Origin of the sequence: Amycolatopsis sp. MEPSY49 (assembly GCF_051337345.1) — a bacterium.
Taxonomy (GTDB): domain Bacteria; phylum Actinomycetota; class Actinomycetes; order Mycobacteriales; family Pseudonocardiaceae; genus Amycolatopsis.
This window is the reverse complement of sequence record NZ_JBDLYJ010000001.1, coordinates 137,503-149,528: the sequence shown is the minus strand read 5'-3', so window position 1 is coordinate 149,528 and position 12,026 is coordinate 137,503. Positions and strand designations below refer to the sequence as shown.

Annotated in this window: 15 protein-coding genes; 9 read left to right on the top strand and 6 right to left on the bottom strand. The window is 72.2% G+C overall.

What is annotated here, in order from left to right:
- Positions 1 to 58 precede the first annotated feature (58 nt).
- Together ABFJ78_RS00820 and ABFJ78_RS00815 are read left to right on the top strand one after the other, a co-directional pair.
- Entirely contained in the window at positions 59 to 382 is a 324-nt protein-coding gene (locus ABFJ78_RS00820) for a hypothetical protein (RefSeq protein ID WP_436383576.1), read from the top strand.
- A 40-nt stretch (positions 383 to 422) separates the two neighbouring features.
- On the top strand, positions 423 to 893 hold the full coding sequence (locus ABFJ78_RS00815) for a hypothetical protein (protein ID WP_436383575.1): 471 nt from the start codon (positions 423 to 425) through the stop codon (positions 891 to 893).
- Here the strand turns inward: ABFJ78_RS00815 and ABFJ78_RS00810 are convergent.
- On the bottom strand, positions 890 to 2,527 hold the full coding sequence (locus ABFJ78_RS00810) for an ABC transporter permease (protein WP_436383574.1): 1,638 nt from the start codon (positions 2,525 to 2,527) through the stop codon (positions 890 to 892). The two genes, ABFJ78_RS00815 and ABFJ78_RS00810, sit on opposite strands and share 4 nt — an antisense overlap.
- A complete protein-coding gene (locus tag ABFJ78_RS00805; RefSeq protein ID WP_436383572.1) occupies positions 2,524 to 3,420 on the bottom strand; it encodes an ATP-binding cassette domain-containing protein in 897 nt (298 codons plus the stop codon). Before ABFJ78_RS00805 ends, ABFJ78_RS00810 begins: the two co-directional genes overlap by 4 nt.
- 94 nt (positions 3,421 to 3,514) lie before the next feature.
- On the opposite strand from ABFJ78_RS00805, the gene ABFJ78_RS00800 reads away from it, so the two are divergent.
- Positions 3,515 to 4,003 (top strand): GbsR/MarR family transcriptional regulator, encoded by a 489-nt coding sequence (locus ABFJ78_RS00800; protein WP_436383570.1) that lies wholly within the window; start codon positions 3,515 to 3,517, stop codon positions 4,001 to 4,003.
- On the opposite strand, the gene ABFJ78_RS00795 is transcribed toward ABFJ78_RS00800, so the two are convergent.
- Positions 4,000 to 4,563: a TetR/AcrR family transcriptional regulator gene (locus ABFJ78_RS00795; RefSeq protein ID WP_436383568.1), complete on the bottom strand. Its 564-nt coding sequence runs from the start codon at positions 4,561 to 4,563 to the stop codon at positions 4,000 to 4,002. The genes ABFJ78_RS00800 and ABFJ78_RS00795 overlap by 4 nt on opposite strands.
- Before the next feature lie 83 nt (positions 4,564 to 4,646).
- Here ABFJ78_RS00795 and ABFJ78_RS00790 point away from each other — a divergent pair, with 83 nt between their 5' ends.
- From ABFJ78_RS00790 to ABFJ78_RS00775, 4 genes are all read left to right on the top strand, one after another.
- Positions 4,647 to 5,255: an NAD(P)-dependent oxidoreductase gene (locus tag ABFJ78_RS00790; RefSeq protein ID WP_436383566.1), complete on the top strand. Its 609-nt coding sequence runs from the start codon at positions 4,647 to 4,649 to the stop codon at positions 5,253 to 5,255.
- Positions 5,256 to 5,320: 65 nt separating this feature from the next.
- Positions 5,321 to 5,986 (top strand): SGNH/GDSL hydrolase family protein, encoded by a 666-nt coding sequence (locus ABFJ78_RS00785; protein WP_436383564.1) that lies wholly within the window; start codon positions 5,321 to 5,323, stop codon positions 5,984 to 5,986.
- A 423-nt stretch (positions 5,987 to 6,409) separates the two neighbouring features.
- Complete coding sequence (locus tag ABFJ78_RS00780) at positions 6,410 to 7,015, top strand: RNA polymerase sigma factor (RefSeq protein WP_086673579.1); 606 nt, start codon at positions 6,410 to 6,412, stop codon at positions 7,013 to 7,015.
- Positions 7,012 to 7,485 (top strand): carboxypeptidase regulatory-like domain-containing protein, encoded by a 474-nt coding sequence (locus ABFJ78_RS00775; RefSeq protein WP_436383562.1) that lies wholly within the window; start codon positions 7,012 to 7,014, stop codon positions 7,483 to 7,485. The genes ABFJ78_RS00780 and ABFJ78_RS00775 overlap by 4 nt, the downstream gene beginning before the upstream one ends.
- Here the strand turns inward: ABFJ78_RS00775 and ABFJ78_RS00770 are convergent.
- Together ABFJ78_RS00770 and ABFJ78_RS00765 are read right to left on the bottom strand one after the other, a co-directional pair.
- A complete protein-coding gene (locus tag ABFJ78_RS00770; protein WP_436385350.1) occupies positions 7,482 to 8,228 on the bottom strand; it encodes a polysaccharide deacetylase family protein in 747 nt (248 codons plus the stop codon). The two genes, ABFJ78_RS00775 and ABFJ78_RS00770, sit on opposite strands and share 4 nt — an antisense overlap.
- Positions 8,229 to 8,330: 102 nt before the next feature.
- The gene (locus ABFJ78_RS00765) at positions 8,331 to 8,768 is read right to left on the bottom strand and encodes an SRPBCC family protein (protein ID WP_086673582.1); all 438 of its coding nucleotides are present in this window, start codon (positions 8,766 to 8,768) and stop codon (positions 8,331 to 8,333) included.
- 68 nt (positions 8,769 to 8,836) lie between these two features.
- Between ABFJ78_RS00765 and ABFJ78_RS00760 the strand changes: the two genes are divergently transcribed.
- The gene (locus ABFJ78_RS00760) at positions 8,837 to 10,804 is read left to right on the top strand and encodes an FUSC family protein (protein ID WP_436383561.1); all 1,968 of its coding nucleotides are present in this window, start codon (positions 8,837 to 8,839) and stop codon (positions 10,802 to 10,804) included.
- 23 nt (positions 10,805 to 10,827) lie between these two features.
- Complete coding sequence (locus tag ABFJ78_RS00755; protein ID WP_436383559.1) at positions 10,828 to 11,037, top strand: antitoxin; 210 nt, start codon at positions 10,828 to 10,830, stop codon at positions 11,035 to 11,037.
- Here the strand turns inward: ABFJ78_RS00755 and ABFJ78_RS00750 are convergent, their stop codons facing one another.
- A complete protein-coding gene (locus ABFJ78_RS00750) occupies positions 11,038 to 11,991 on the bottom strand; it encodes a prephenate dehydrogenase (RefSeq protein WP_436385349.1) in 954 nt (317 codons plus the stop codon).
- Positions 11,992 to 12,026 lie beyond the last annotated feature (35 nt).

Here is a 12,026-nt window from a genome sequence, read left to right as displayed (position 1 = left end):
TAAGATCAACGCGAGTTATTCCTCGTACCTGCGCTGCGCGTGGCGAGGGGGTGCCCGGATGAACGGCCGACCTACCTGGGGCTCCGCCGCGGTCACCGGGCTGGCGGGATTCTCCGCCGGACTGCTGGTCGCCGCGTTGCTCATCGCCGGCCGGGCCGCTCCCAGGCCGGTCGACCTCACCACCCCGCCGCCCACCACCGTGTCGGCCGTGCCCGTCACCGTGACCGCGTCCGTGCCGCCCTCCACCGTCACCTCGGTGGAGACTTCGCCGCCGACCACCACCACGAGCGTCGTCGAAGTGACCGTGACGCCGTCGACCACGGCCACTTCCGCCACGGAAACCTCGCCCGCGCTTCCGCTGACCAGCGGGTGGCGTGACTGACCCGTGCAACCCGCGTGCCCGGAAACTCCGTCCAGACCGCATGCGAAGGATTCCGTGGATCGCGGTGCTGCTCGTCGCCGGCTGCGGCCAGGCGGGCAGCGGCGGGGTGGCCTGCCCGGACATCGGCACCCGGGTCGGCATCGGTCTCAGCGTCCCGGACCCCGCCGGGGTCACCCGCGCGACGCTCGACGCCTGCTGGGGCGACCGGTGCGTCACCCGCCCGGTCGACCTGCGACCGGAGACGGCCGCCGGGCCGACGTCCTGCACCGGGACCGGCCCGGACGCCGCCTGCGGAGCCGCGATGGCCCCGACCGGCGGCCTCCAGGGCTTCGCCGACATCCCGGGCCTGCCCGCCGAGCCGGTCAAGGTCACCGTCCGGTTCGACGACGGCCGCCCGCACACGGTCACCGTCACGCCCGGCTTCCTGCACCCCGGTGGCCCCGCTTGCGGGCAGGGTGGGCCGCAGGCCCAGCTCGTGGCCGGTCCCGGCCACGAGCTGAAACCGCGCTAGCCGACGTCGCGGCGGCGCCAGCCCACCAGGCCGGCCACCAGCGCGACGATCGCGATCGCCAGCAGCCAGACCAGCGGTGTCGCGACCAGCTCCTGGCCCGGGATCTTCGGCGGGTGCTGGAACGGCGACACGTCCAGCACCGCCTGGGGCAGGTTGACGACCGGGCCGAACAGGCTCAGCAGCAGCGCCAGCGCGCCGACCGCCCACGCGGCGGCCGAGAATCCCGGTACCAGCCCGAAAATCGTCACCGCGAGCGCGACGATCACCCAGGCCGCCGGCAGCTGGACGAGCATCCCGGCGAGCGCGTCACCGACCGAGCCGCCGACGTCGCCGGTGCGCAACCCGTTGGCCAGCCCCATGAACAGCCCGCCGACGAGCAGCAGCAACGCCGTCCCGAAGAACGCGAACACCAGGTGCCCGCCCGCCCAGCGCAGCTTGCCGACGCTCGTGGCCAGCACCGGCTCGAGCCGGATCGCCGTCTCCTCGCCGCGCATCCGCAGCACGGCCTGGACGCCGTACAGCGACGCGACCATGGCGAACATCCCGGCCATCGCGGCCAGGAACGCCTGCGTCAGCGCGTGGCTGCCGCCGAGCCGTTCGAAGATCTGCTGCGCCTGCGGGCTCGAGCCGACCAGGTCGCCGATGCCGCTGGCGATCGAGCCGAAGACCGCGCCGACCACGGCCGTGCCGATCGTCCAGCCGAGCAGCGGGCCGCGGTGCAGCCGCCAGGCCAGCGCCAACGGCGACCGCAGGCTCGCCGCCGCCCGCGCGGGGCCCGGCCGCGGCGGCAGGATGCCGACGCCGACGTCGCGGCGGGGGAGCAGCCAGTACCCGGCCGCGCCGACGACCAGGGTGAACGCCACCGGCAGCAGGAGCACCCACCAGCGTTCCCCGGCGAACGGCCGGACCTGCTGCACCCACCCGATCGGCGACAGCCACGACAGCCAGCGAGCGTCCACAGTGGAGTCCCCGGCGCCGCGCAGCAGGAACGCCGCGCCGACGACGGCGGTGCCGATCCCGTTGGCCGTGCGAGAGTACTCGGCGAGCTGGACGGCGACCGCCGCGACAGCGGTGAACCCCAGCCCTGTCAAGGCTTCCGACGCGCCGAAGGCGACCGAACCCGCGGCGGGCAGGCCGGCGCCGATCATGCTGACCGCCTGGACGAGTCCGATGAGGACACTCGCCCCGCCGGCCACCAGCAGCGCCGACGTCAGCGCCGCGTACCGGCCGACGACCGCGGACGCGAGCAGCTCCGCGCGGCCCGTGTCCTCCTCCGCGCGGGTGTGCCGGGTGACCGTGAAGACCACCATCAGCCCGGTGAGCAGCGCCAGGAACCCGCACATGCGCCAGGCGATGAACCCGCCCGCGGTGGTCAGGTCGAACGGCGGCCCGTAGAGCAGCGCGTACGACGGGTTGGTGTTCGCGCCGGCCTGCAGGGCCAGCCGGTCGGCGACGGTCGGGTAGAACTGCGTGAACGTGTTGACCGTGCTCGCCGGGACGATGCTCAGCAACACGATCCAGATCGGCAGGACCACGCGGTCGCGGCGCAGCGCGAGCCGGGTGAGGTGCCAGGTGCCCGCGAGTTCGTGCGCGGGCGCGACCTCGGCTTCGGCGCGGGAGAGGGTCGCGGTCATTTCGCGCTCGCCTCGGTCGTGTAGTGCCGCAGGAACAGCTCTTCCAGCGTCGGCGGCTGGCTGACCAGGCTCCGGACGCCGACCTCGGTGAGCTGGCGCAGGGCGTCGTCCAGCGACCGCGTCTCGACGTCGAAGCGGACGCGGTTGCCCTCGACCTTGAGGTCGTGGATGTTCGCCAGCTTCGTCAGCCCGTTCGGTGGCCCGGCCAGCTCGGCGGTGATCGACGTCCGGGTCAGGTGCCGCAGCTCGGCGAGGGTGCCGGACTCGACGGTCTTGCCGTTGCGGATGATGCTGACCTTGTCGCACAGCGCCTCGACCTCGGCGAGGATGTGGCTGGAGAGGAGCACGGTCCGGCCCTGCTCGCGCTCCTCCTGGATGGCGTACTGGAACGTCGCCTCCATCAGCGGGTCGAGGCCGGACGTCGGCTCGTCGAGGATCAGCAGGTCGACCCGCGACGCGAGCGCCGCGACGATGGCGACCTTCTGCCGGTTGCCCTTCGAGTACGTCCGCCCCTTCTTCTTCGGGTCGAGGTCGAACCGCTCGATGAGGTCGGCGCGGCGCTTCTCGTCGAGCCCGCCGCGCAGGCGGCCGAGCAGGTCGATCACCTCGCCGCCGGAGAGGTTGGGCCAGAGGTTGACGTCGCCGGGCACGTAGGCCAGGCGGCGGTGCAGGCTCGCGGCGTCCTTCCAGGGGTCGCCGCCGAGCAGGCGGACGTCCCCGGAGTCGGCGTGGAGCAGCCCGAGCAGGACCCGGACGGTGGTGGACTTCCCGGCGCCGTTCGGGCCGAGGAACCCGTGTACTTCCCCAGTAGGTACCTGCAGATCGAGGCCGTCGAGGGCCTTCGTCCGGCCGAACGACTTGTGGAGGCCGGAGATCGCGATGGCGTTTTCCATGCTTCGGAAGCTACACTGGTTTCACAAAGTTGTGAAGTTAAGAAAATGTCTAGATTGAGTGATCTTGGGGGATGGGTACGGAAGGATGGGGCCGATGACGACGCCTGACACGAAGAGAGACGAAGACGCCGTCCGCCGTTACGTCGAAAGCCTCGCGCTCGTGCTTTCGCAGATCGGGATGCAGCGCATGGCCGCGCGGGTGTTCGCCGCGCTGATGACCACCGACGAGGGCCGCCTGACCGCCGCCGACCTGGCTTCGCAGCTGTCGGTAAGCCCGGCCGCGATCTCGGGCGCGGTCCGCTTCCTCGAACAGATCGGCCTGGTCGCCAAGGAGCGCGAGCCCGGCGAGCGCCGCGACCACTACCGCCTCTACGACGACCTCTGGTACGCCACGTTCCTCAAGCGCGACCGCATGATCATCATGTGGCGCGACGCGGCCGAGAACGGCATCGAAGCGCTCGGCGAGGACTCGCCGGCGGGGAAGCGGCTCGCCGAGATGCGGGACTTCCTGTCGTTCATGCTGGTCGAGCTCAACGGCATGTACGAGCGCTGGCACAAGCTCCGCGAAGAGAAGAACGCCTAAAGCGCGGCGAGCAGGGTGGCCGCCAGCCGGCCGGCGAGTTCGGCCGGCTCGCTCTCCTCGAAGGTGGCCAGGAACGCCTGCTGGAAGCACGCGCCGAGCAGCAGGGACGCGGCCGCTTCGACGTCGGCCTCGGGCTTGATCCGGCCCAGCGCCTGCTCGGCGCGCAGGTAGTCGGCGACACCTTTCAACGGCATGCGCGGGCCGGTCGAGCCCATCCGCTCACGGTGGTTCCGGAGCAGCTCGCGGGACGAGAACACCGAGACCGCGATCGGGAAGCCCTCGAGGTAGAAGGCCAGGCCGAGCCGGGCGACGCGGACGAGGTTGTCCCGCAGCGACGCCTGCCCGGGGTCCGCGGTCAGCTTCGCCAGGGTCGCGCCCAGCGCCGGCAGCTCCTCGGCCATGACGCTGAGGAACAGGTCGGTCTTGTCGCGGAAGTGCTTGTAGAGCATCGCCTCCGAGTAGCCCGCGGTCCGCGCGATGACCTTGGTGGTCGCGTGGGCGTAGCCCTGCTCGCGCATCACCTTCGCGGCCGCGGCGACGATCTCCTCACGGCTTCCCATGACGGCTCCTGAGTGCGTTCTCAGCGTGGTTAGTGAACACTCACCCTACCTGGTGAGTGTTCACTAACCGAGGAGGAACCACCATGAAGATCACCGTTCTGGGGGCGACCGGCGGCGTCGGCGGCGAGGTCGTCAAGCAGGCGCTGGAGCGCGGCTGGGGCGTCACGGCCGTGGTCCGCGATCCCGCGAAGCTGCGGTTGCCGGCCCACGTCGTCGTCGCCGGCCTGCACGACCACGACAAGCTGGCCGCCGCGATCGAGGGCCGTGACGCGGTCATCTCGGCGGTCGGCTCCCGCGACCGTGGGCCGACGACGGTCTGCGTGGACGGTGCCCGCGCGGCGCTCGAGGCCGGCGCGAAACGCCTGCTGGTGGTCAGCGCGAGCGGCATGCACACCGAAGGGGACGGCTTCTTCACCCGCACGCTCGTGAAGCCGCTGCTCAACACGTTCCTCAAGCACGGCTGGGCCGACATGCTGGCGATGGAGGACGTCGTCACGGCGTCCGGTGTGGACTGGACGGTCGTCCGCCCGCCGATGCTCCTGAACGGTCCCCGCACGGGCAAGGTCGCGAGCCGGCTCGACGGGAACGTCCGCACCTTCACCATCCGGCGGGCCGACGTCGCCGCGTACCTGCTCGACGCCGTGGCGGACCCCACGCTGATCAGGGCGAAAGTCTCGATCGCCCACGGCTAGCCTCCGCCTTCCTCCCCGCCACCGCCCTCAACGGAGGCGCTTCGCGCCGCTGTTCTAATCGAGCCATGGTGATCCTGGCTCAAGCCCTGTACGTCAAGCGCACGACCCCGCGGCTCCCGGGCGCCGCGGGACCGACCGAGGGGCTCGTGCCGGGAACCGGTGAGCCGTTCCGCCTGGCCGTGCTCGGCGAGTCCACAGTGGACGGCGTCGGCGCGGCGACCCACGAGGAAGCGCTCACTGGCTGCCTCGCCCGCGAACTCGCCCGCGGCGGCCGGGCGGTGCGCTGGCAGGCGGCCGGGCGGACCGGCGCCAACGCCCGGGTCGTCCGCGCCGAGCTGGTCCCGCTGCTGCGCCCGGCCGACCTGGTCGTGGTCGCCCTCGGCGTCAACGACACCATCGAGCTCCGGACGGCTCCCGCCTACCGCCGTGACCTGCTCGAACTGGTCGTCGAGCTGCGGCGGCGGCTCGGCCCGGTCGACGTCCTGCTGGCCGGGGTGCCGCCGATGTCCCGCTTCCCGGCGCTGCCGCGGCCGCTGCGGGACGTCCTCGCCGCCCGCTCGACCGCCCTCGACAAGGCGGCCGTGGCGCTGGCGAAGCTCCCCGGCGTCCGGCACGTGCCGATGGACCCCGCCCTGCTCGACCCGGCCGCCTTCGCCTCCGACAACTTCCACCCCGGACCCGCCGGATACGCCCGCTGGGCGCGAAACCTGGCACTCCCCGTGATCGGTTAGCCGCGCTGCGTCGATCTTCGAAAAAACTCGGAGATTCCGGTATCTGGCGGTGTCGCCACTGCGTCCTGTGGGGCAGCCAAGCACGGAGATGGGAACGAGGCAGGGGGTGCCGAGTTCGACAGATGCGCGGTGGCCGGGAGCCGAGGGGGCTACCGGACACCGTAGGCCGGGTGCTCTTCGGGGGAGGGGACATCCGGCGGGGCCCGTTGGGGAGCGGGTCCTTGAGGGAGGGGAGTACCGGTCGGCGCGGGTTCACCCGCTCGCGTCGGCCGGTACCTCCCTCGATCGTCATTTGACCGGAGCGCGACCGACGAAGTAAGTGACTTGATGTATCCGAGATCCACCTGCACGCTCCTTCCCCCCGAAGGACCCGCGATACTGCCGTTGCCGACTCGAAGACTTTTCCGAAGAGGGGCAGATACCGTGACCGACGTGCAGACCACCGAGGTAGACCCGCCGTGGGAAGGCCTGACCGGCGCCGAGCTGCACGCCGCCTGCATGCGGGCGGCCCGGGACGGCGACCGCCGGGCGATGGACCGCCTGGTCGCCGAGCTGACCCCGCTCGTCTGGCACGTCGCCCGCGCCAACGGCCTCGACCGCTCGGTCGCCGAGGACGTCGTGCAGACCGTGTGGCTGGCGCTGTTCAGCCAGCTCGGCAAGCTCCGTGACCCCAAGGCCCTCGCCGCCTGGCTCATCACGACCACCCGGCGCGAAGCCACCCACCCCTTCGGCCGCCGCATCCAGCCGGTGCCCTTGAGCGACGAGGTCGCCGAGGCCATGCCGAGCACCCAACCGGCACCCGAAGACGAAGCCGTCCGCGCCGACCGCGACCGCCGGGTCTGGCGCGCCTTCGTCCGGCTGCCCCAACGCTGTCAGGAACTGCTCCGGCTGACCGTCCTCGCGGGCCGCGCGGAGTACCAGCTCGTCGCCGAGGCGCTGCGCATGCCACGCGGCAGTGTCGGACCGACCAGGGGGCGCTGCCTCGACCAGATGCGCGATCTCCTCGCCAGTGAAGGGGGAAGCCGATGAACGACCTCGGAGCGCCGGGCGAGGCCTTTTCCGACGACATGATCCTGGCCGACATCGGCCGTTTCCTCGACGAGCTGGACCCGCCACCGGGTGACCTGGTGCAGCGGGTCCAGTTCGCGCTCGCCCTCGAAGACCTCGACGTCGAGGTCGCGCGGTGGGAGCGGCTGGACAACCTCGCCGGCGTGCGCGGCGGCGGCACCGGGACGATCACGTTCACCGTCAGCGACCTGACGGTGATGATCAACCTGACCAAGATGGGCAAGCTGCACCGCATCGACGGCTGGCTGGTGCCCGCCGGCCAGTACGGCGTCGAGGTGCGCGTCGCCGAGCACGGCACGACGTCCACGACCGCCGACGAAGGCGGCCGGTTCGTGCTGGACAACGTGCCGCGCGGGACGACGCAGATCCTCGTGCACCTCGGTGACGTGTCGTGCCGCCGGACGGTCGTGACGCCGACGGTGGTGCTCTAACCGAGGAAGTCGGCCAGGGGGACGGGGGTCAGCCCGTCCTTCTTCGCCTGCTCGACGAACGCCGTGTAGTCCTCTTCGAAGGTCTTGCGGAAGTGCATCAGCACGATGTCGCCGGGCTTGAGCTTGTCGCCGGCCTGGAACTGGACGTGGCCGTCGTTGACCGCGGCCGTCCACAGCACCGCGGCGCGCATCCCGCACGCGGCCGCCGCGCGCAGGGTGTTCTGGTCGTAGTTGCCGAACGGCGGCCGGAAGAGCGACGGCCGCACGCCGAGCTCCGTCGCGAAGTCGTCGGCGTCGTCGCAGATCTCCTTGCGCTGGAACTCGAACGGCTTGCCCTTGAGGTTCGGGTGGTCGACCGTGTGGTCGCCGAGCGTCGCGCCGGTGGCGTCGAGGATCTGCTTGAAGTAGGCCTCGTGGCCCTTCACGTACTTCTGGTTCAGGAACAGCACCGGGTGGGTGCCGTTCTGCTGCATGAGCTTCAGCGCGTCGGGGTCCTTGACCGCGCCGTCGTCCATGGTGAGGAAGACGTACGGCTTGTCGGTGGTGATCCGGCGGACCACCGGGACCTGGCCGTTCTCGACGGCCGGCGCCTTCTGCTGGACCGTGCCGAACGGGTACGGCGCCGACGTCGTCGCCCCGGGCCCGCCGCCGGGTGCCGGGTTCGGCTGGCTGGTGCCGAACTCCCGCTGGTCCGGCTCGGTCGCCGAACAGGCCGTCAAAGCCAGTGCCGCCGCGACGACCACCGCTGCCACGCGCTTCATCCACGTCCCCCTCTCGGAATTACCCGATCGGGTGACGTGGGGGTGGTGCGCGGCGTTGATCGCGTGTGGCGCGGACCACGCAGGTCAGCGCCCGGTTTCGGCCGCCTTGACGAGCTTGCCCGAGAACAGCCGGATCACCGCGCGCAGCCCGGCGGCGAGTGCCGGGCCGCTGCCCTTGACCGGCTCGGTGAACGAGCCGGTCCACCGCAGGTGCGTGCCGCCGTCGGCGGTGGGGGTGAGGAGCACCTCGGCGCGGTAGTCCTTGATCGGGTTGGCGCCGAAGAACGTGTAGACGTGCTTGCGGCCGGGCTCGTACTCGACCGTTTCCTCGCGGATCAGCACCGGCCAGAGGCCGACCTCGCGGACGGCGCCGACGCCGGGGCCGGGCCGCTTCCAGCGGGCCTGGACGATGAGTGGCTTTCCCCACTCCGCCCAGCGCGGGCCTTCGGCCTCGCGCGCGAACAGCGCCTCCGGCGGTGCCGTGCTCGTGCGGTTGACCTCGAAGGAGAACTTGCGGCCCACCGGAACCTCCCACGTTGTTGACAGATTGATAATTAAGCGTTCCCGGCAGCGTAGGTCAAGATGGGGGCGTGAGCACGCCGCGTCCCGACCTCGCCGCGCCGCACTGGCTGACCCAGCTCCTGCGCAGCAAGCCGGTCCCGGTGCCGTGGAACATGGTCGCCCGCGCCGTTCTCGCGCTGGCCGTGCCGCTCGCGATCGCCTACGCGGCCGGCGACATCGCGGTCGGCGCCCTGATCTCGACCGGTGCGCTGCCCGCCGTGCTGTCCGAATCGGCCGGTCCCTACCGCTACCGCGCGCGACGCCTGGGCGGCGCGACGCTCGCCGCGACCGCCGGGTACCTCGTCGGGCTGCTCACCGGCGGCACGCCCGCGCTGTCCGTGCCGGCGGTGATCCTGGTCGCGGCGGTGTCCGCGCTGATCAGCGCGGCCGGCAGCAACGCCTCGGTCGCCGGGCTGCAGATGTTCGTGTTCTGCGTGCTCGGCACCGGCCAGCACGCGACCGGCGTGCGCGTCGAAGTCCTGTTCGGCTTCTTCTGCCTCGGCGCCGCCTGGAGCTTCCTCGTCGCGCTCGCCAGCTGGACGTTCCGGGCGACCAGCCCCGAACGCTCGGCCGTCGCGCACGTGTACGTCGAGCTGGCCGCGATGCTCTCGGCGACCGACGAAGCCGTCTCGCGCGTCGCCCGCCACCGGCTGACCACGGCCATGAACACCGCCTACGACCAGCTGCTCACCGCGCGCTCGTGGCTGTCCGGCCGCGACGCCGCCTACCGGCAACTGCTCAACCTGCTTTCGGCGACGACGCCCGCGGTCGAGGCGTCGGTCGCGATGGTCAACGCCGGCCGCCGCCCGCCGCAGGACGTCATCGACCACTTCGTCGCGCTGTCGGCGTCGGTGCTGGCCAGCCAGCCGCTGCCGGAGCCGCCGCCGAAGCCGGCCGACGAAGGCGACCCGCTGCTCGCCGCGCTGTACGCCGGCCTGGTCCGGATCGGCAAGGGCGACGACCGCAAGCGCCGCGAGCCGACGCCGTGGTACCGGCGCCTGCGGACGTGGGCGGGCTCGCTGGCGTCCGGCCCGCTGACCTGGATCGCCGCGCTGCGGCTGACCCTGTGCGTCGCGATCGCCGAGGTCGTCGGGCTGCTCGTGCCGTTCGAGCGGTCCTACTGGATCACCCTGACCGTCGGGATCGTGCTCAAGCCCGACTTCGGCTCGGTGTTCGGCCGGGCGGTGCTGCGCGGGATCGGGACGGTCGTCGGCGTCGGCGTGGGTGCCGTCGTGCTCGGCGTCGGCGGGCACGGCTGGCTGCTGGTCGCGCTGATCGCGGTCTTCGCCGGCGGGGTCGCGGTCGGGAAGGTGCGCAACTACGGCATCCTCAGCGCCTTCGTGACGCCGTTGATCATCCTGCAGATGGACCTGGCGAACACCGGCAGCTGGGACGTCGTGGTCGCGCGGCTGGTCGACACCGTCCTGGGTTGCGCGATCGTGCTCGTCTTCGGCTACCTGCTCTGGCCGGGCAGCCGCCGTCCGCAGGTCGGCGGGCGGCTGGCCGACGGGCTGGACGCGGTCGCGAAGTACGTCTCGTGCGCGCTGGTCGAGGCGTCGTCCGGGGACGCCCGGCTCGCGCGGTCGCGGGCTCGTCGCGGTGCCTACCGGGCGCTGGCCGACCTGCGGACGGCGTTCCAGCAGGTCGTCGTCGAGCCGTCGGCGAACGGCCGCCAGGCGGTGGCGTGGTGGCCGGTCATCGCGGCGCAGGAACGCGTGGCCGACGCCGTCACCGAAGTCGGCGTGACGATCGGCCGCGGGGTGGCGCCACCGGCGCCGGCTGACATCGAGCTGCTGACCGCCGCCTTGGACGAGCTGGCGTCGGCGATCCGCGAACAGCGCGAGCCGCGGTCGGTGCCGCTGCCGGACAGCCCGCAGCTCGCCGGCGTGGTCGACCAGCTGGAGTCGGCGTTCGACGCCGTCCGCGGGCCCGACCTGGTGGAACGCACGCCGTTGCGGCTGGTCCGGCGGTTCCTGCCGTACCACAGGCGCACCTGAGGTCCGTGCTGTTCAATTGCCGCATGGGAATCGACTTCGACGCGTTGAAGGGCAAGGCCGAAGAGGCCCTGCGCGAGCACAACGACAAGATCGAGGAGGGCCTGGACAAGGCGGCGGACTTCGCGAAGTCCAAGTTCGCCGGCCACGACTCGCAGATCGACAGCGGTGTCGAGAAGGCGAAGGACTTCCTCAACAAGTTCGACGACACGCCGGACAACCCGCCCGCTCAGTAGCTACTGGACCTCGCCGGTCGCGATCCCGTCCGCAAGGCCGGTGATCCGGCCGCCGCGCTCGCCGAGCGCGATCAGGCCCTGCCGCGCGTCCGGTGCCGAAAGGCTGATCCGGACGCCGGCGCGGTCGACATCCAGGCTGGCGGCGAGCGCCTGCGCGCCTTCGTACCCCGCGTTGATCGTGGCCGCCAGCCCGCCGGTCGACGCGAGCGAGCCGCGCGCGGCGCCGAGCCGGCCGAGAGCCTCGTCGACGATCGGCAGCAGCGCGTCCCGGTTGCCCTCGGTCATCGCGCGGACGAGGTGCGGGTTCGAACCCGCGACCCGCGTGCCGTCGCGGTAGGACCCGGCGGCCAGCGACATGGCGAGCGGCCCGCCCTCGGCGCCGATCGTGGCGAGGATCGCTGCGAACAGGTGCGGCAGGTGCGAGATCCGGGCGACGGCTTCGTCGTGCGACTCGGCGGGCAGCGGCACGACGTGCGCCCCGACGTCGAGCACGAACCCCGCGACCTCGGCCCACGCCTCGAGGTCGGTGTCCTCCTCGACGGTGACGACCCAGGCGGCGCCCTGGAACAGCGCGGCGTCCCCGGCCAGCCAGCCCGAGTTCGACGTCCCGGCCATCGGGTGCCCGCCGACGTACCGCGTGTACGGCACGCGACGGCGGACGGCGTCCAGGACCGGCGCTTTCACGCTGGTCACGTCGGTGAGCAGGCAGTGCGACGCGTGCTGGGACACCAGGCGCAGCAGGTCTTCGACGGCGGGCAGCGGCACGGCCAGCACGACCATCGCGTCGGCGGCGGCGGCCCGGTGCAACGCGGCTTCGACGTCCGTCGTGACGTCGTAACCCGCTCGGCTGGCCGCGTCGGCGTCCACTTCGGAAACCGCGGCGCCGAACGCCGTGCGGCCGCTGGCGGCCGCCGCGCGCAGCAGCGACCCGCCGATCAGCCCGAGCCCGATCACGCATACGTCTCGCACGGGGCCCATCCTGCCAGTGC